The organism is Mesobacillus sp. ABV4_180 (genome assembly GCF_056158485.1).
Genome location: NZ_JBSWTJ010000001.1, coordinates 1914260 through 1933405, shown reverse-complemented (window position 1 = coordinate 1933405; position 19146 = coordinate 1914260). Strand labels below are relative to the sequence as shown.

At 41.5% G+C, this 19146-nt stretch carries 21 protein-coding genes; 2 read left to right on the top strand and 19 right to left on the bottom strand.

All coding sequences use genetic code 11. The features are described from left to right. Positions 1-34: 34 nt before the first annotated feature. Complete coding sequence (rsgA, locus tag ACXAEA_RS09775; RefSeq protein WP_475098100.1) at positions 35-1105, bottom strand: ribosome small subunit-dependent GTPase A; 1071 nt, start codon at positions 1103-1105, stop codon at positions 35-37. Between the two features lie 367 nt (positions 1106-1472). Between rsgA and ACXAEA_RS09770 the strand changes: the two genes are divergently transcribed. Then, positions 1473-2237: a DUF4397 domain-containing protein gene (locus ACXAEA_RS09770; protein ID WP_475095699.1), complete on the top strand. Its 765-nt coding sequence runs from the start codon at positions 1473-1475 to the stop codon at positions 2235-2237. A gap of 51 nt (positions 2238-2288) precedes the next feature. Here ACXAEA_RS09770 and ACXAEA_RS09765 read toward each other — a convergent pair whose 3' ends face one another. The 10 genes from ACXAEA_RS09765 to ilvA all read right to left on the bottom strand — a co-directional run bounded on the left by ACXAEA_RS09765 (position 2289) and on the right by ilvA (position 11350). Continuing rightward, the gene (locus tag ACXAEA_RS09765) at positions 2289-2873 is read right to left on the bottom strand and encodes a YpmS family protein (protein ID WP_475095698.1); all 585 of its coding nucleotides are present in this window, start codon (positions 2871-2873) and stop codon (positions 2289-2291) included. Positions 2874-2902: 29 nt separating this feature from the next. Next, positions 2903-3709 (bottom strand): SGNH/GDSL hydrolase family protein, encoded by an 807-nt coding sequence (locus tag ACXAEA_RS09760; protein ID WP_475095697.1) that lies wholly within the window; start codon positions 3707-3709, stop codon positions 2903-2905. A 112-nt stretch (positions 3710-3821) separates the two neighbouring features. Then, positions 3822-4400: an SCO family protein gene (locus ACXAEA_RS09755; RefSeq protein ID WP_475095696.1), complete on the bottom strand. Its 579-nt coding sequence runs from the start codon at positions 4398-4400 to the stop codon at positions 3822-3824. A 99-nt stretch (positions 4401-4499) separates the two neighbouring features. After that, positions 4500-5468, bottom strand: coding sequence for a nucleoside hydrolase (locus ACXAEA_RS09750; protein ID WP_475095695.1), 969 nt, complete (start codon positions 5466-5468; stop codon positions 4500-4502). Positions 5469-5544: 76 nt separating this feature from the next. Beyond that, complete coding sequence (locus ACXAEA_RS09745) at positions 5545-7233, bottom strand: ATP-binding protein (protein ID WP_475095694.1); 1689 nt, start codon at positions 7231-7233, stop codon at positions 5545-5547. A 138-nt stretch (positions 7234-7371) separates the two neighbouring features. Then, a complete protein-coding gene (locus tag ACXAEA_RS09740) occupies positions 7372-8214 on the bottom strand; it encodes a DegV family protein (protein WP_475095693.1) in 843 nt (280 codons plus the stop codon). 179 nt (positions 8215-8393) lie between these two features. After that, on the bottom strand, positions 8394-8645 hold the full coding sequence (locus tag ACXAEA_RS09735; protein ID WP_475095692.1) for a DUF2535 family protein: 252 nt from the start codon (positions 8643-8645) through the stop codon (positions 8394-8396). A gap of 187 nt (positions 8646-8832) precedes the next feature. Continuing rightward, the gene (gene tatC / locus ACXAEA_RS09730; RefSeq protein ID WP_475095691.1) at positions 8833-9606 is read right to left on the bottom strand and encodes a twin-arginine translocase subunit TatC; all 774 of its coding nucleotides are present in this window, start codon (positions 9604-9606) and stop codon (positions 8833-8835) included. Positions 9607-9704: 98 nt separating this feature from the next. Continuing rightward, positions 9705-9908, bottom strand: coding sequence for a twin-arginine translocase TatA/TatE family subunit (locus ACXAEA_RS09725; protein WP_475095690.1), 204 nt, complete (start codon positions 9906-9908; stop codon positions 9705-9707). A gap of 173 nt (positions 9909-10081) precedes the next feature. Then, the gene (gene ilvA / locus ACXAEA_RS09720) at positions 10082-11350 is read right to left on the bottom strand and encodes a threonine ammonia-lyase IlvA (RefSeq protein ID WP_475095689.1); all 1269 of its coding nucleotides are present in this window, start codon (positions 11348-11350) and stop codon (positions 10082-10084) included. Positions 11351-11514: 164 nt separating this feature from the next. Between ilvA and ACXAEA_RS09715 the strand changes: the two genes are divergently transcribed. After that, positions 11515-11736 carry a hypothetical protein gene (locus tag ACXAEA_RS09715; protein WP_475095688.1) on the top strand — a complete coding sequence of 74 codons (222 nt, stop codon included), beginning with the start codon at positions 11515-11517 and terminating at the stop codon, positions 11734-11736. Between the two features lie 53 nt (positions 11737-11789). Here ACXAEA_RS09715 and ACXAEA_RS09710 read toward each other — a convergent pair whose 3' ends face one another. The 8 genes from ACXAEA_RS09710 to ACXAEA_RS09675 form a co-directional block, all read right to left on the bottom strand. Beyond that, complete coding sequence (locus tag ACXAEA_RS09710; RefSeq protein ID WP_475095687.1) at positions 11790-12521, bottom strand: lysophospholipid acyltransferase family protein; 732 nt, start codon at positions 12519-12521, stop codon at positions 11790-11792. Between the two features lie 117 nt (positions 12522-12638). Then, positions 12639-13124: a dihydrofolate reductase gene (locus tag ACXAEA_RS09705; protein ID WP_475095686.1), complete on the bottom strand. Its 486-nt coding sequence runs from the start codon at positions 13122-13124 to the stop codon at positions 12639-12641. Next, on the bottom strand, positions 13121-13915 hold the full coding sequence (locus ACXAEA_RS09700; RefSeq protein WP_475095685.1) for a thymidylate synthase: 795 nt from the start codon (positions 13913-13915) through the stop codon (positions 13121-13123). The genes ACXAEA_RS09705 and ACXAEA_RS09700 overlap by 4 nt, the downstream gene beginning before the upstream one ends. A 166-nt stretch (positions 13916-14081) precedes the next feature. Next, entirely contained in the window at positions 14082-14783 is a 702-nt protein-coding gene (locus ACXAEA_RS09695) for an anthrax toxin lethal factor-related metalloendopeptidase (protein ID WP_475095684.1), read from the bottom strand. 243 nt (positions 14784-15026) lie between these two features. Beyond that, on the bottom strand, positions 15027-15602 hold the full coding sequence (locus ACXAEA_RS09690) for a TerD family protein (RefSeq protein ID WP_475095683.1): 576 nt from the start codon (positions 15600-15602) through the stop codon (positions 15027-15029). Positions 15603-15652: 50 nt separating this feature from the next. Further along, entirely contained in the window at positions 15653-16264 is a 612-nt protein-coding gene (locus tag ACXAEA_RS09685; protein WP_475095682.1) for a TerD family protein, read from the bottom strand. A gap of 57 nt (positions 16265-16321) precedes the next feature. Next, positions 16322-17425, bottom strand: a complete 1104-nt coding sequence (locus ACXAEA_RS09680; protein WP_475095681.1) for a toxic anion resistance protein — start codon at positions 17423-17425, stop codon at positions 16322-16324. A gap of 4 nt (positions 17426-17429) precedes the next feature. Next, positions 17430-19067, bottom strand: a complete 1638-nt coding sequence (locus ACXAEA_RS09675; RefSeq protein WP_475095680.1) for a YceG family protein — start codon at positions 19065-19067, stop codon at positions 17430-17432. Positions 19068-19146 lie beyond the last annotated feature (79 nt).

Below are 19146 nucleotides of genomic sequence, written 5' to 3'. Positions count from 1 at the left end.
ATAAAATAGCCCCTTCCAAAGAAGAGGCTTAAGGTCATTTTCGCTTGAATTTTGTCTTTTGGCGAATTTCTTTATTGATATTTTTCCAGTGTTTTTTTTCTTCAGCCTGGGCTTTTCTATCAACCTTTCTGTCGATATATGCAAGTTCTTTTTGAAGCTTTTTATAGCTGTTAAACCTGCTTTCCTCAAGCAAACCTTCATTGATGGCGTTCCATATGGCACAACCCGGCTCATTATTATGGCTGCAATCACGGAACCTGCATGCAGAAGAATATTCTACTACATCCACAAAGCTCTCACCGATGCCTTCTTCACTCGACCAAAGCTGAACTTCCCTCATGCCAGGGGTATCGATGAGGATACCTCCCCCAGGGAGCAGAATCATTTCCCGATGTGTCGTCGTATGTTTTCCCTTATCATCACTTTCGCGAATCTCCTGAACCACTTGCTTCTCAACACCTGTCAGATAGTTGACAAGGCTTGATTTCCCTACACCAGATGAGCCAATTAAGGCTACCGTTTTTCCTGGTGAAAGAAAGTTTTTCAATGCTTGTGTCCCCATTTCCTCCACAACACTGATTGCAATCACTGGAACACCAAGGGATACCGACTCTACTTGCTTTAATTTTTCATCAAGATCATTGATCAAGTCTGCCTTGCTCAAGATTATGACAGGACTCGCTCCGCTTTCCCACGCAAGCAGCAGATATCTCTCAATTCTTCGAAGATTAAGGTCATCATTCAATGAGTTGACAATGAATACGGTATCAATATTGACAGCGACAATTTGTTCCTCTGTCACCACCCCAGCTGCCTTTCGGGAAAACTTGCTCATCCTTGGCAAAATCCCGTGAATTGCACCTTTTGATTCTCCAGGCGATTGTTTAACAGCAACCCAATCCCCTACAGCCGGCAAGTCTTTTCGTGCTGAAGCTTCATACGACAATTTTCCTGCTAAAGTACAGAGATATTCCCCATCTTCAAGCCACACCCTGTAGCTATGCTTATGCTCGAGCGCAACCCTGCCCAAAGTATAGCCTTTCTCTTTATACCCCTCAAAAAGGCTGATCATTTCAGCCGTAATTCCGATGCTTTCAAGTTTCATCATTCTCTTTTTTCCTCCATTATGCTTTTTAAATAGAAAAAACCACAGGCACACACGGCCCGTGGTTCATAAGCATAGAGAAAAAAAGACAAAAGTCGATTGATCCGCTTAGGATAGTGGGCCGTGCAACAAGTAACCATCAACTCTAACAACAATTAACATTCTGCTCATTGCACTCCACCTGCCTCTCGTATAATTAATATTAGTATATGGAAAATCGTTCCTTATGTAAAGCTTTTTTTGCTCAATTTTAAGTTGTCAGGAATTTATCATCTTGTAAATCCATTGGTGCTGGCTAATCGTACACCTGACATGCCCATTTTGCATATTTTACTGTGGAATATTGAATAAATTAGGAGTGAGGGGTATGGCCAGTTCAAGAAACCAGATTGATTACTTGCATAAAGCTGCCATGTACGATTTGTTGGCAAATTACTATAAATACCTTAATCCAAATTTGCATGTTATGTATTATCACAAGCATCTCCGCAACATGGGGAAAGCGGTCCAAATGATGCGTTCTAATCCAGTACTTGCCAATCAAACTATAAGAACTGCATCCATGCTGCGTTTTTTGCATGCGTCCCCGGATGTGAGAAATGTAGATATATATGTGAATGGCAGCCGGGTGCTGCGTGATTTTGAATACAAAAACAGCAGCAGCCATATGCAGCTGCCGCCTGGTAAATATCAGATTGATGTTTATCCTGCTGGAGAGAACGTATCCACTTTAATAAGCAAAAAAATCACGGTTGAACCTGGGAGAATTTATACTGCCGCATTCGCAGGGCCATCAACTAAATTAAGGCTGCTGCCATTTGAGGACCGACCGCAAACTCCAATCGGTGAAACAAAAGCAAGATTCATCCACCTCAGTCCCGATGCGCCAGCGGTCGATATAGCAGGGACCAATGGGGATATCATTTTCCCAAACGTGTCTTTCAAACAGGCTACCACCTATCTTGCACTAACACCAATGACAGTCACGCTTGAGGCTAGGGTAGCAGGGACCAAAAATACGGTTCTAACCATCCCTGACGTAAAACTGGAGCCGAATAACGCCTACACCATTGTTGCAGTTGGCACTGCTAAAGGTGAACCGCCTATCGAGGTATTGCTTCTTCAGGGATAATCACCCGGCCGGGAAACCGGCCCATTTTTTTGTAGGAAGAATAGCGCGCCCTTAATCCGCAGGGACAAACAAAGTGAATTTAATGTTGTCTTTTTTTAAATCAAATTCGTTTACGCGTACTTTAATATCACTTTTAAGCTTGAGGCCTTGCATGGATACATATACCCTTTCATCTTCGGGTTGTATGATCACTGCTTCGGGCAAATCGTAACTGTCCCTGACAAATTTAAGGACAGTCGAGACAGGAAGACGCAGTTTTCCAACTGAGATCGAACGCTGGTTCAGAATTAAATCGCCATTTTCCAAGGCCTGAGGCTCAAAGGTCAATCTTAATTCCAGCTCCTGGCTGAATAATGGGAGTGTTCCATATAACTCTACTTCATCCGTGAGCAAAACCTGATAATCAATCTTACTGTTTTTCACTTCTTCTTCAATATAATGATTAATGACCCTATTTAGATCACGTTTGTTTGTTTCCACACGGAACGCAACATCATCCGAACCTTCACTCTTTTTTACAGGTTCCGCCTTTGATTCTCCGGCTGGCGAAGTGATAAGGATCCAGAAAAACAGAACGGCTGCCGTAACTATGCCCAGTAAAACAAAGAATCCAAGTTTCCATTTGTTTCTCATCATTCTTGCAGCTCCTCTTCCATCCACCTTGATCAATGCCCCAATGTGTCGATGACTTGTTGATCAAGTTTTTCATATACCCTGTCAGAGATCAGTTGATAACCTCGGTCATTCGGGTGAAAATAATCAGTATAAAGCAAGTTTTCCTCATTATTCAGGAAAATGTCATGAATGTCGACAAAAAAGGCATTTCCGTCATTCGAGACAATGGCCTGGCTCTCACTATTCCATTCATCTACGATTTGGTTCATTTCTTTAACATCAGCAAACCAATTATAAAAAGGGTTATACAACCCGATTAAAACGATTGGTGCATCTTGATTCAGGCTTCTTATTTTAGAAAAGATGGCTTCTAATTGCTCGCCGAAGACTTCCTGTTCTGCTTTAAAGTAATTCAGCTTCAAGCTGGTAAAATTCCTTTTCACAACTTCCATGAGATCATTGCCGCCAATTGTTAAGATGATCAGATCAGCTTCCTCAACAGAGGATTGCATATTATGGCTCTCCAGCCTTACAAGAAGCTGGTCTGTCCGGTTTCCCCGAACACCGAAATTTTCAAAATTGGCATTCCTGATGGTCTTTTCTTCTTCAAGCTTTTCGGCAAGATAAGGTATATAGCCTCCGGAATCTGTACTATCCCCTACCCCTTGGGTCAACGAGTCTCCTGCCGCTACAATATGTAAGTCCTTTGGGAAGAATGAAGATGGCAATGCCTCCTTCAATTCCAGGCTCGTTTCCTTCACTTTATTAAAATTCCCTTTTTGCAAGCTATCAAACTGGCTGCAGGAAACTAATATTGCGCCAAGAAAGAAATAAAGTAAGATAAGTTTCTTCCGCATCCTTGATCACCTGCCATTAAAAGTATTCCTATTATATCATTTACGAGTATTTGATTAAAATTTATTGCAGTCTTTAATCACCGGTTAAAAAAAATAGGCCACAAGCTGCGGCCTACTGTAATGCTTTAATATCTTCGATGATCTGCTCGAAAGGAACTTCATTCAACCCAGTATAATATTTTCGCATATCCCCATTTTGGTCGACAAGATAAAAATCTGTCCCGTGGATAACCTGGTCACCGGATTCCGGTTTTTTGACAAGTGCTTTGAAGCTTTCAAGTGCGAACTTTTCAATTTCTTCCTGGGAATATCCAGTCAGGAATGACCAATTGTTAAAGTCGACATTGAATTTCTTGCCGTACTCCTTCAAAACTTCAGGGCTGTCAACTGTCGGGTCTACACTGAAAGAAACAATCTCTACGTCTTTCAAGCCTTCCTCTTTGATCATGTCCTGAAGCTTTGCCATATTGGCAGTCATTGGCGGGCATACATCCGCACAATTCGTGAATATAAAATCAGCTACCCAGACTTTTCCTTTTAAATCCTTCTTGCTGACAGATTCACCATTTTGATTGGTAAAGGCAAAATCCTCGAGTGGATAATTCTTCGCATCCTTTAAACCGCTATTGCCGCACCCGCCGGCAAAAGCCATTACTGCAGCTATGAGAATTATGAACAATCCTTTTTTCATTATATTCACCTTCGTTCTCTCAATAATGTCCATTCCAATTCTAGCAGACGTTTTTGAGAGAAGAAAGAAAAACATGTGATAGAAGTGTGAATTTCATATTCAATTATTGGGACTAAAAGAATTCTTCATCGCCGTGAAAAAATCCTTTATAAACTCTGTGTAACTGAAATTGACTGCCACTTTATGGACAGGATAATCAGCTTTGTTGACTGTTTTTCTAAAATCACCAATGCTTTGGCCGAATGATTCACCTCTATTCACAATAATTTTCACAGGAATTTCACGGTAAACCATATGATTTTCATTTACCATCCCCCAGAGGGTGAGGACATCATGAAACGGAGCACCGGTTAATTCAGGAGTCCTGGTCTTATAAAATTTGTAGTAATAATCGAACATAGGCTTTACCAGTTTGCCTACTTCACTGCCTACTGATTGGTAATACGCATCAAGTTCATTGATTATGGCAGGGGTCACAATCGCCCCGCTGGTTACATTCAACGGAAAGATTTTCACAGGAGCTTTTGCATGTGTGAGGACAAGATTGGCTGCATATGGATCTCCATAGAAATTAGCTTCTGCAACTGCGGTTACATTTCCCGGTTCATTGAAAGCGCCGCCCATCAAGTAAAACTCTTTGACCTTTTTCATTGTTTCGGGATAAAGAACGAAAGCTGCAGCAAGCGAAGAAAGCCTGCCGACATTGACTATGATAATTTCATTCGGGTTTTCTTCAATGATTCCCTGAATACCGTGAAAATTTTCCAATGTGTAGTCCACTTCGAAATCTGGTATAATCGGTCCCAATCCTTCAAGACCGTGGACATCGGGTACATATTCAGGCGGATCACCTGTCAATGACAATTCCGCCCCAGCAAAAACCGGGATATCTTTCCTTCCAGTCAGTTCCTGCAGATAAGCAGCATTTCGCAAGGCATCCTGTTTTGAAACATTTCCATAATCAGCCACGACACCAACCAAATCTATATCTTTATTGAAAAATGCATATAAGACAGCAATATTGTCATCAATTCCAAAATCGCTGAAAAACAACACTTTTTTCACCATAACGGACATCCCCCCCATATAAAAATATATTGAGGGATTCAAAAAATGATGGCAAAAATTTGAAAAACCCTGAAATTTACTCAGGGCTTTTCTTAACTATTGGGACAAATATCTCAAAAGCTGTCCCCTTCCCTTTTTCGCTAGACACCTTTATTTGACCCTTCATCCTTTCAATAATCTGGTAACAGACCATTAATCCCATTCCTGTTCCCCGTTCTTTCAAAGAATAGAATGCTGTTCCCAGTCTCGATAATTCCTCCTCTGTCATGCCAATGCCCGTATCACGGATTATGAAGACACAATACTGGCCTTGCTGCTCAAGAATCAGGCTTAACTCGCCGCCTGCTTTCATAGCTTCAATTCCATTCTTAAGGATATTAATCAGCACCTGTTTTAACTCATTCTTATTTCCCCTGATATTGACATCCGTTTTTATTTGGGTGTGCAGGGATATGTTTTTTGACATCATTGCATACGAAGCCATCAAATCCATCGCCTGCTCTGCCATATCTTTGCTTTCAAATATCTCAAGCTTATCTACATCAGGTTTGGCAAGGCTTAAATAATCATTAATAATCGTTTCAGCCCTGTTCAATTCTTCAATCATCAGCTTTACATACATATGTTCTTCCTCGCTCAATTTTTTAGCAAGAAAGATTTGAAGAAAACCTTTGACGACTGTCATTGGATTACGGATTTCGTGCGCTACTGATGCAGCCAGCTGGCCAATTGCATTCATTTTTTCAGCCCGCTGCAGTTCCTGCTGCAATTTTGTCTTTTCGTAAATATCCTCAATCGTATTGATCGCTTCTTCCAGTAACAAGGAATCCTTATCCTTTATTGGCGTTTGGCCCAACTGTTTTGAGGCAGCAGATACCCTTTCGAATAGATGGGACAGCTGGGAAGCCATTTCATTAAAACCGTCGCTCAATAAGCTCAGCTCCGATTGGTCATGAACCGGAAGCCGGACAGCGAAATTGCCAGAGCTGATTTCCTTGATTCCAAAAAACAAATCCTCAACTGGCTTCAGTACCTTCTTCAACCCCCAATTAAGGGTAAAGTAGACGCCGACAATGATTGCGGCCATTTCCAATAGCAAGATAAAGAGAATTTCTGCCTGATTTTCTTTTATGACCGAAGCTTTTGCATCAATTCCAAGGATTGCCACAACATTCCCGTTTTCATCAAGAATTGGTGCAAATGATGAAATCCATGACCCATATTGGTCATTGAATATGTCTGTGCTGGTAATCGTCTTATTTTCCCTGGCACTTCTGAATTCCTCTAAGAATTCATTACCGGCGTCATAGTACATAAGCGAACCAAATGCGTAATCACTGTAAATATCAGATGCCGCGAGGATATAAACCTTATTGTTCTGATATTCATCGGGCAGAACAATATAAGCCCCCAGGAAAGATGCACTCCTGTCACTCACCATGCTCAGCAGCGTCTCAAGGCGGTTTATGGAGGGATTCGAACGATCCCTGAACTCATAAGCCTTCTGGATGTCCGCCGGAGAAAAAGTAGATGACCAGAGGCCAGCTACTCCTTCAACCTTGTCTGCCATTTGGCTTTTCAACTGTTTTGACTGGAGATAGAAGCTGCTTCCGATTGTTGATACAACAACGAGGGTTGTAATCATAAATGAAAACAGGAGTATTTTATTGAACAATGGCAAATTCTTCACATTAAGTTTCATAATTTCATTGTCACATTCCGTTTCATTCAAAAGTGAATTCATGTGAATATTCGACGTATTCATTTAAAAATCCTGTTTTTTAGGTGGTGCTATTCCTGATTTAGTAATATTTAGAATTTTCAAGTATGATTCAAAAGAAAAAAATCCCGAACCGAAGGATTCAGGACTTTTAATTCAGCAAAATATTGGTTTATGTAATCATTATTCAAAGTAGTACATAAATCCGATTGTTCCGGGTCCGGTATGTGTACTAATAATCGGGGTTGTTTCTTCTATGGTAAAATTGGCATAACCTGTGGTTTCAATCACTGCTGCTTTGACTCTCTCAGCCAGCTCAACACCTTCAGCCTGCACGAGGCCGACGCCTTTGATTGTCTTGCCTTTCACATCTTCTGAGAATTGATTCCTGAGGAATTTCACTACTTGAGTGTGGCTCCTTGCTTTTGACACTGGAGTGTATTCCCCGCCTTCCAGCGACGCAATCGGTTTGATATTCAAAAGGGAACCGATCATCGCTTTCCCTTTTCCGATTCGGCCACCTTTGACCAAATTTTCAAGGGTATCCACTACCACAAACAGACGCGTATTTTCTCTGATCCGAGCTAACCTTGATAAGATTTCGTCTGACGTTTTGCCTTCATATGCCATTTTCGCTGCCTCAATCACCTGAAAAGCCAGAGCTTTTGAAATGAATCGTGAATCGACTACATTCACCTTTGCACTGGTCATCTGTGCAGCACTTTCAGCTGAGCGGACAGTGCCGCTCATTCCTCCAGTCATGTGGATAGAAATCACTTCATACCCATCTTCAGCCAGCTGATCATAAACTTTTAGGAATTCACCGGCAGGGGGCTGTGAACTTTTAGGCAATTCTGCCGAGGCTTTCATTTTTTCCATAAATTCTTTTGGAGTAATGTCCACCCTATCCAAATAACTCTCACCATTAATTGAAATTGACAACGGAACAACAGTGATTCCTAATTCTTTAATGGTATTCTCACTTAAATCACAAGTGGAATCTGTCACAATTTTGATTTTTGTCATAAATTCACATCCTATCAAAAAACGCTATTACTATTATACCTGTTCCATAAACCGTTTAAAATAATTGTTGCTCAATTCACATGCCTGTTCATTTACCTCAAGTGTGAGCGCGACAAAACTCTATAGATACCTCATTAAAAGAACAAAAGCGCCCTGTAGAGGCGCTTCAAAATGAATCTTCATGCATTATTTTTCAATTCGGCCGATTTGAATAATTGCTCATAATCAGGCCATTTCATGACTCTTTTTAAGTACTCTTTGAACGAATAAAATTTCTTTGCGTTTCTTTCCTGGTTTATTGCGGTAATGAATGTTTGCAAACGGACTTGGATCATAAAATAATAACGGCTTTCTTCTTCTAACACAGGAATATCCACGACTTTAACCTTCTGTCCAACAACATTTTTGAACTCTAGGCTTTTGAATAGCAAAATATCAATCCTCTTTTATACCCGTTTGATTTTATTATACCCTAAATCCCGGTCGAAATGTGTCTGTTTGCGCGGTTAAAATAATTTTTTATAAAAAAATTAATTTGATTTTATTAGTTTAATGGGACAAAAAAACGAGTGATTTAACACTCGTTTTGATCTGATTCTCATTTAATTCATGCTTAGACTATAATGATGATTCCTCGCTATTTTCCTCTTCCATGTCCCCATACTTCTCCTGCCATTCTTTTTCCTTCCTCAGCTTTCTTTTATAGACGACTTTGGAAAGATTGATGCTGATTTCATATAAGAGCAATAGCGGAATCGTAACAATGATATCTGACATGAAATCAGGCGGCGAAATGATGACTGAAATTACTATTAGGACAAAGTATGCGTATTTCCGGATCTTGACCAGAACATACGGGTTAATAACTCCCAGGGATGTCAGGAACATGACGACAACCGGCAATTCAAACAGTATCCCGAATGGGATCGTCATATGCATGATGAACTTGAAATACCTGTCTGCCGTAAAGTTCGTCACAAGCATATCTCCGCTGAGTTCTACCAGGAAATTCAGTACTGTCGGGAAAATGACAAAGTAACCGAATGCAAGTCCAACGATGAACAGGATAAATAATGCCGGAATATACGAAAGTGATATTTTCCGTTCTACGGAACTTAATGCCGGTTTGACGAATAGCCATATCTGTGTGGCCAAGACGGGAATCGTGCCAGCAATCGCGATGATTGTGGCTATCATAAAGTAAATCCAGACTATGTCACTTGGCCCCAGAACGATTAACTTTACATCCAGATCCCGGACAAAAAAGTTATAAATTTCTTTAACGTAGACAAACCCTACACCAAAGAATATAAGGAATGCCACTGCAGAAATGATCAGCCTATTTCTCAGTTCATCAAGATGATCAACAAGATTCAATTCTTTATCTTCCATACCTATCCCCTGCCAATTCCGTTTGTTGCAATTTAAATTAAGTTTGCCTCAATAACATTTTGGAATAAAAAAGATGTAAGACATAAGTATCTTACACCCTATTTAGTAACTTTATGGATTTCCTTCTTTTCTTCTTCGAATTCTTCCATAACATCACTTGTCAATTCACGAGTCGATTTCTTGAATTCACGAAGTGTCTGGCCAAATGCACGGCCGATTTCAGGAAGCTTCTTCGGTCCAAAGATAATTAAAGCTAATACAAGGATCAAGATTAATCCAGGAACTCCGATGTTTGATAACATATCAACATCTCCTTTTTACATTTTGTAAATCTACTATGATTATAGTACTTTTACTCCGTGAATTGCAGGAAAGTCGTGAAAGTTCATAAGAAATTCACAAAGGATGCCATAATCCAATATTGTAGGACATTTCTTATTCTATAACAACTTTCCTTAATTATCTATTATTAATATTATACCAGTAAATTAAACAGCTGATTATCCTTGTTTAATTCCATAAAAGCGAAACCCTTTTTCTCCATGCTGGCGATGAGCCTCGGATAATCATGCTTATTCTTCAATTCAATCCCAACAAGTGCGGGTCCACTTTCTTTATTATTTTTCTTCGTGTACTCGAATCGTGTAATATCATCACCTGGCCCAAGCACATCATCCAGGAATTCACGCAACGCTCCAGCACGCTGCGGAAAGTTGACAATGAAATAATACAATAAACCTTCATGGAGTAAAGAGCGTTCCTTAATTTCCTGCATTCTGCTGATATCATTATTGCCCCCGCTTACCACGCATACTACAGTCTTTCCTCTAATTTGCTCCTTCAAAAGATCGAGTGCTGCGATTGGCAATGCTCCTGCAGGCTCCGTTACAATCGCATGTTCATTATACAGTTCAAGGATAGATGTACAAACCTTGCCTTCCGGGACCGCAACAAGTCCGTCAACGTTTTCGCGGCAGATTTCATAAGTTTTCCCGCCTACACATTTTACTGCAGCACCGTCAACAAATGTATCAATGGCTTCTAGTGGGAACGCGCCCTTTCCCTCAAAAGCTGCGGCCATGGAGGCTGCGCCAGTGGGCTCTACACCGATTAACCTGGTTTGGGGTGAAACACTTTTTATGTATGTGCTCAAACCAGCCATTAATCCCCCTCCGCCAATGCTGGCAACAACAAAATCCACACTCTCCTGGCAGTCATTTAATATTTCCACGGCTACAGTCCCCTGGCCGGCAATAACTTTTTCATCATCAAAGGGATGGATGAACTCCCTTCCTTCCCTTCTTGCGCATTCACGCGCCTCACGATAGGAATCATCGAAGGTATCTCCAATGAGGACAATTTCCACAAATTCACGGCCGAACATCTCAACCTGGCTTACTTTCTGGCCTGGCGTGGTTGCCGGCATGAAGATTTTCCCGTTCACTCCCAGCTGTCTGCAGGCGTATGCTACACCTTGAGCATGATTTCCCGCACTGGCACACACAACACCTTGTTCAAGACCTGCTTCCCATAAAAGCTTCATTGAATAATAAGCTCCCCTTAATTTAAAGGAACGCACATGCTGCAAGTCTTCACGCTTCAGGTAAATTTCCGCTTCGTACTTCTCTGATAACCGCTGGTTCAATTGCAATGGTGTATGGGCAACAATCTCTTTCAGATGCCTGTAGGCTATTAAAATATCCTCCACATTCACCCATTTTTTCTTTAATGTTTCTTGTTCCATTTTTGTCACCCTCTATTCGCTGAAAATATTAATTTGTCCATTATAACATGAATCATAAAAATATCGAGAGAATTTTTACAATATTTAAAATCTTATACTTTTGATTTGAATAAAATGGTTATAAAATATCATAAAATAACGAAAAGACGCTGGAGGGAAATGAAATGGAATTTTCATTGAACAGTTATGACGGGGCTTTACCAGTTGAGGTTACAATCGATGAAGACAATGGCCGTTATATGATTAGAAAAAGTGACACAAGCGGAGAATTTTTCAACAGTCCAATTGAGATGGTCAAATGGATTCGGGCAAACCTAAAGCCTGATGACTTTTGCATTCCGGCAGAATTCACAAAAATGATGGAGAGCCTTACACAGTTCGAATGATGAAATTGGGTGAGTTACAAGTAAAAACCCCTGCAAAGAGCAGGGGTTTTCCATTATGATGCGATCCTCTTTGCTTTCCGGGAATCGATTATGATTTCTCTTACTTCCCCCGCAAGGGTAATTAAATCCTTATCTTTGTATTGCCGGCTGTTGATGGGCGGATTGATAATGACTTTTATTTTTGCCGGTCTGATCAATCTGCCATTTTTCTCAAAGACATCAGCGGTACCTTCAATGGACACAGGAACAATCGGGACACCCGACTCCTTAGCCAGCCTGAAGCCGCCTGCCTTGAAAAGTCCAACCGGACCCCCTTTGCTCCTTGTACCTTCTGGAAATATCACTAGTGAATGCCCATTTTTCAGCAATTCCACACCAGACAGGATCGATTCAGCCGCTTTCTCGCTATTTTTTCGATCAAGGAAGACACAGTTGATTGCCTCCATCCACGCAGACAGGATCGGAACTTTTTTAACTTCAATTTTTGAGATGAATCCAAAGGGTTTGTCAATTGCCCCAATGAGCACAGGGATATCAAAATTCCCCTCATGATTGCTGGCAAATAGGACAGGACCAGCCGGAATATGATGTCCCCCCTCTACAATAACCTCAGATCCAGTTAATCCCAGGAACGTTTTAGACCAGTTTTTAGGAGTTTCGTGAATCAGCAAACTTCTTTTGTCTGCCGGCAAATCCTTGGGCATTTTTTTAATCTTTGAAAGCTTAGGCAAGCTGTAAACAAGATAGCCACCCATATACAAAAAACATGCAATAAGTCGAAGCATTGTTTCCTCCTCAAGTTATTCTGTTGCCATTATAATGGATTTGCACTTTCAAAACTATATATATCATGAAATTCATATGCAAAAAAGCAGCCCTTTTGTTAGGACTGCTTTGATCAATTATTTACGCTTATAAATTAAAAACTCATAATCATACGGATTTTTTTCATTCCTCAGTCCGATTTCCCTTGACTCTAATCCCCATTTTTCAATATCAAACACAGGGAAGAATGTGTCGCCTTCGAACTGGTGATGAATCATGGTGAGATAAAACTTGTCTGCATGGCGGAGTACTTCCTTGAAAATTTCGGCGCCTCCAATAACGAAAATCTCATCATCCTTTTCGGCAGCATACTTCATGAAATCATCAATTGAATTCATGACTACACATCCATCTGGCTGGTAATTTTCATCGCGGGTTATGATGATATTTTCTCTTCCCGGCAGAGGCTTGCCAATTGATTCATATGTTTTCCTGCCCATGGCGATTGGGTGGCCCATAGTCACACGCTTGAAGAACTTCAAATCCTCAGGGAGCCTCCACGGCAGCTGGTTATGCAAACCGATGACGCGATTTTCATCCATTGCCCAAATTAGTGATATCATACACTGACAACCCCTTTAATATGTGGATGCGCTTCGTAATTGATCAATTCAAAATCTTCATATGTAAAATCAAAGATAGATTTGACGTCAGGGTTGATCCTCATCTGCGGCAATGGTTTTGGATCGCGGCTGAGTTGCAGCTTCACCTGTTCCACATGATTCAGGTAAATATGGGTATCCCCAAAAGTATGGATGAACTCACCAGGCTCCAGATCGCATACATGCGCAACCATCATCGTCAGAAGTGCATAAGAAGCAATATTGAAAGGCACTCCAAGGAAAACATCTGCAGACCTTTGGTAAAGCTGGCATGATAACTTGCCATCAGCTACATAAAACTGGAACATGCAATGGCATGGCGGCAATGCCATCTTATTGACTTCAGCTACGTTCCAGGCATTGACAATCATCCTTCTGGAATCGGGATTGTTTTTAATTGTCTGGATCAGTTCAGTGATCTGGTCCACAGTCACTCCATCAGCTCCTGTCCATGACCGCCATTGGTGACCGTAAACAGGACCTAGCTCCCCGCTTTCATCGGCCCATTCATTCCAGATCCTTACTCCATTCTCCTGTAAGTACTTTACATTCGTATCACCGTCCAAGAACCAGAGAAGTTCATGGATGATGGACTTTAAATGAAGCTTTTTTGTGGTGAGCAGCGGAAATCCATCTTGTAGGTTAAACCGCATCTGGTAGCCAAATGTACTGATTGTCCCGGTACCTGTACGGTCTTCCTTTTTCACACCGGTATTCAATACATGCTCGCAAAGTTGTAGATATTGTTTCATGAATTTCCCTGCCCTTCAAACGTACAAATTTGTTCCTATTATTTTAGCAATAGATTCATTAACTGAAAAGAGTATACTCATCACAATATTACTATTTATACTTTTGATGCAGAAGGTACTAATTCCTGCCCATCTGCAAAAGAAATCATATAATAGGAGAAAAATACTACTTGAGACTATTAATATATTGATAGGTTTGCGGTGCCGCTTCCTTCAGCAGCTTTGCAGGCATTCCTCCGATGTAGAACATCGCAAAGCTTTCTGCGAAATATTCTTCCGGATAGTCAAGGAAATAGGCACGCCCTGGAAAAAGGAGCCGGCTTTCGCGCTTCCAGATTTTCAAAAACTTCTCTTCATTCCGGATTTCTTCATAAACATGACGGTCGAGCGAATGTGCCAGTTCATGCAGTTCCAAATTTACCGAGCCGTGCCCGTTTCCTTTTTCACTGCTGCCGATCTTCACCAGCACGATTCTCGAACCTCCTATCCCTGGAACCTGATCCCAGGTCCTTTTGGATGTATATCCTCGTGGAACAATGCCCTTTAAATGTCTTGCCGAAGGATTATCAGTCAGATTTCCTTCAAATAGCTTCACCTTTATATTGCTGTTTACTGCTTTCCTAATCATGGAATCTGGCAGCATCATCAGCCTGTTGATGATCTGTGAGGCTTCCAGCTGGTCGAAATCCTCTTCTGGCAATACAACCAAATTTCCCGCCAGCCCTGCAGCATCTGGATCCAGTGAATCATAAAGCAGTGATTGTTGTGGATATTCACTAAGGAAGATGCCATCCATGTCGGCATTGGAGCTCCCGAGCAATGTAAAGGAAAGTATGATAACAACGAATATTTGGAAAAATTTTCGCACTGATTATCTCCCTTTCCAGATGAGTATTTGCATGAAGATGTAAATTGACGGAGAGGTTAATTGCGGGATTTAAACGTTAGAATTCTATTAAAATTATAACATATGAAAGCTTGCCTGCTGGCTGAGAATTTCAGGAAGGTTACAAATCGATGACAATGATTTGCCATAAAGGGAAGGTATTAAAATGCGGATCAAAAAATCAGGCCCATCCAGATGTTACCTGGATGAGCCTTCAGAACACAATCAAACATCAAGTCCGAAATTGCCGCAAAGCGCTGCAAGTCCTCCCGAGAAGCCGCTGCCAATGGCATTGAACTTCCACTCCCCGCCATGGCGGTACAGTTCACAAATGACAACCGCAGTTTCTACCGAGAAGTCCTCTCCAAGGTCAAAGCGAAGGATCTCTTCTCCATTTTCTTCATTCACTACTCTGGCAAATGCGTTTGAAACCTGGCCGAAGTTTTGGTTCCTTTGTTCCGCATCATGTATGGTGACTGCAATGGCGATCCTGTGGACATGTGAAGGGACTTTTGAGAAATCGATGAGGATCTGTTCATCGTCCCCATCTCCTTCCCCCGTTCTGTTGTCACCAGTATGTTCGACCCCACCGCTAGGATGCTGTAATTGATTGTAGAAGACAAAATCTGAATCCTGCCTGCACTTGCCATTTTCATCTGCCAGAAAAGCGGAGGCATCGAGGTCGAAACTGCCGCCGGCATAGCGATTTGTATCCCATCCAAGGCCTACGATCGCGCGCGTAAGTCCTGGATTGGTTTTCGTCAGATCAATCCGTTGACCCTTTGACAGGTTAATTCCCATTCCAAACACCCCTCGTTTTAAAAGCATGATATTTTTCAGTTCACAAGATTTTAAGTATATGAACGGACAACCTCACTCAAGCCTGATGCATTTGTTCCTGTTCCTACTGCAGCAAACTTCCATTCATTGTTGTTTCGATAAATTTCACCAACTAGCAAGCTTGTTTTTCCGTTATAATCATCAGTCAGATTATATTTAATCAATTCCTGGTTATTAGAGGGATTGACAACGCGGATAAACGCATTGCGGATCATGCCGAAGTGCTGCTTGCGCTTTACAGCATCGTAAATATTCACGACAAAGACAAGCTTTTCAATATGGATTGGCACTTTGCTAAGCTCAATGAAAACCTGCTCATCGTCGCCAGCACCATCACCTGTCAGGTTGTCTCCAGAGTGAGAGACACTGCCATCCTTGCTCTTCAGGTTGCCAAAGTAAATGACATCATTATTATTTTGAAGCTTATCATTTGAACCAAGCATTATGACGGATGCATCGCAGTCAACATTGGCACCGCCTCCGCCACCGAAAAGCCCGCCAAACAAGCCGCCTCCTCCGCTTTTTTGTACAGGATCCCATCCTAAACCAACCATGATCTTGGAAAGCCCTGGATTTCCTTTTGTTAAGTCGACTCGCTGACCTTTTTGTAAGCTGATAGCCATTTCCTTCACCTCGTGTAAGTATTTTAATAGATTTATGGTAAAAATGAGCTGCAGTCTTTATTGCTGCTTCATTTTCTTAAAATTTTCCTGTAGCTGCATCAAACGTTTTGTTCCTTCTTCTCTTAATCGCTTGTTTTCTTCTTCAATTGTCTTCGTCTCCTGCATACCTTTCATGATAATATTCCAGCTCTCCTCGATGGTTTCGATTTTGATGCTTGGGGCACCGGAAAGTCTGGCAATATCGACGCTCTGGCTGGAAATGTTCTGTGCATTCCTGACGAGCATTTCATTCGTGCGGCGGTCGAGCTCATTCATAGAATCAGCCACAAGCTTCTGCCTCTTAGCCGCAACTGCCTGGATCAAGCCATTCTTGAAGATTGGAATAGTTGTTACGAATGCTGAGTTGATTTTGCCGATCAGCTTCGTGTTTCCTCGCTGGAGCAGCCTGATTTGCGGAGCAGTCTGCAAGGCAACCATTTTTGCCATTTCCAGATCATAGATTCTCTGCTCCAAAAGTTCTACCGCATTACGGAGGGTATCCAGCTGCATGGAAGCCATCTGGTCACCTGCTGCTGCTTTTGCTTCAAGCTGAGGAAGCTGAGTGGTTTTCAGTTCATTTAACTTCAACTCACCGGCCACTACGTATTTTTCCAGAGTCAGATAATATTGATAGTTTTGCTCATACATTCTTTCAAGCATATTTGTGGAATCAACCATCTCAGTCTGGTACTTGGAAATTTCAATGTAAACATTATCAATCTCCCTGCCCATGGTCTGATATTTTCCAAATAGCTTCTCAACCAGCTTTTCACTTTTTTTGAACAGCTTTCCGAACAGTCCGCCTGAAGTTTTCTCAAAATCTTTCTTATCGAATCGGTCCATGATCTTGCCGAGCTGCTTCAACAATTCCCCTGAGTCTTCCACTTTAGTCGTACGCATGTTTCCGAGGATTTGATCAGAGAACCTGGAAATTTCAACTGCTGGCTCTTTCCCGAATTCAAGGATTTGTATTTGATCACGTTCATCAATACCGCGTGCCAGGTTCTGTACTTCTGGCTCGTTTCTTAATGCTAATTTCAAATCGGATACCGATGCTTCGGTCAATTTATCTTGTGGATTGGCAGTTGCAAGGCTGACATCCTGATTTTGTGTTGGATTCATCAAGTCAATCTCCCCTTAAGTTTTTTAATATACCTTGAAATAGTACTTTTTTAATGATGGATGGCTCCTTGAATTCCTGTTCGAAAACGACATCTTCAAGCCAGTGTGAATCGAAAGCGCTTTCCTCGATGAAACTCTCTATATCATTGTGGCCAGGCGGGTTGTAGATGACCAGGTCGACACCGAATTGATTCAATAACAATAGGAGAGCGGCATCTGACCTTGTCATCGTGCCGTTGAGCTCATTATTATATAAAATCACCTTGGGAACATCCTGGGAATAATCAAATTTTTGAAGCATTTTTAAAATGTTTTCCGGCACTTGCATTGCCTGGGTGAATAAATAGATTTTTAATTCTTCTTCATTTTCACGATGTTGCGGTTTCAGCTTTGGGCTGGCACATAGATTCCTGATTGCTCTCGCCAGGCCTTTTTGGAGGCCGGTTGGCAAATGGTTGTACTTCCAGTAGTGTGTGCCAGACATTTTTTCCGGATCGAGAAGTCCATCATTCCCTAAAGCATTTCTGTAGTGGAACCTGAAATCACTGTTTGCTCCAGAAGAGAATGGGAAGTTTTTTACCAGCATCGCATTCTCATTGGCTATCAAAGCGTGAAGGCGATCCCAGTATTCGCGGCGATTTCTGCTGACGCCATTTACCTTTGCAAATAAAGCCGGGACCTTCACGCTTCCGTTTTTAACTTCGAAATTCGGTCTGATCATCGCTTTTTCCCTTGCCAGCAGGAATAGCTCATCATATGTTGTTTTCAAAGTAATCGAAGACGGCGAATAATCCCTTAGCTGCCATGGTTTATACAAACCTGACCCTTCATGGTTGAGGATTGTTTCGATTTCCCGCGAGGCCCGGTATGCAACAGTTGCCGTACGCTTGCGCTTTTCTACAGGAAACGGTTCCGGTTCTTTATTCTCGGGAAAAACATGGACAAAGGTTTTTTCTTTATCAGGATCATGCAAGGAAAATACATCATTGCCGCCAGGTGTGAATGAAATGAGATCACAGCCGATTTTCATTACAAACATCAGGAAGTATTGATGGCTTTTCTTGTAATTGCCATACCACATGAAGCCGGGCATCTTTTTTTCGGGATCAGCGTCCTTCAGAGGACTTTCCAGATGGTTATAAGACCATTTAATTACATCCACAAGTACCCTCCGAAGTTCAGGGCTTTTCAATCCGCCGTCTTCTGTATGTGCGAAAAATTCAAAAATCTCAATTGCTGCTTCTCTGATTTTCCTATGAACAAGAGGGTTACGTGAGGATATTAACAATTTCTCACCATCCAGGAATGCAACAAATCGATTGATTGAGAGATTTTGTTCTGCATTGATATTGATGATTTTCTGAATCGATTGAAAATGAGCATTATCAATCTTCTTATCAAGCGATTCCTCACTTAATAAAATCATGCCATTCATATGTACATAATCATACAGCTGATTGTAATATTCGTCCTCATCAAGTGTAATGCCGATGAACCTCGTCAGCACCTGGCCGAGATGCATCGCAGTTCCCTCCTTCTGAAACAGCGGTCGTTCACTTGACGGTTTCTCGAATAGAGACAACCAATTGTCGTATGTAACGGGCAATGTATGTATTTTTAATTGGCTAATTGATGGATACATGAAATCACTTCCCACTAAGCACGAAAGTCTAGAATTTTTTTCAAAATAAGCTTTTCTGATTAACAGCCTATATTTACCA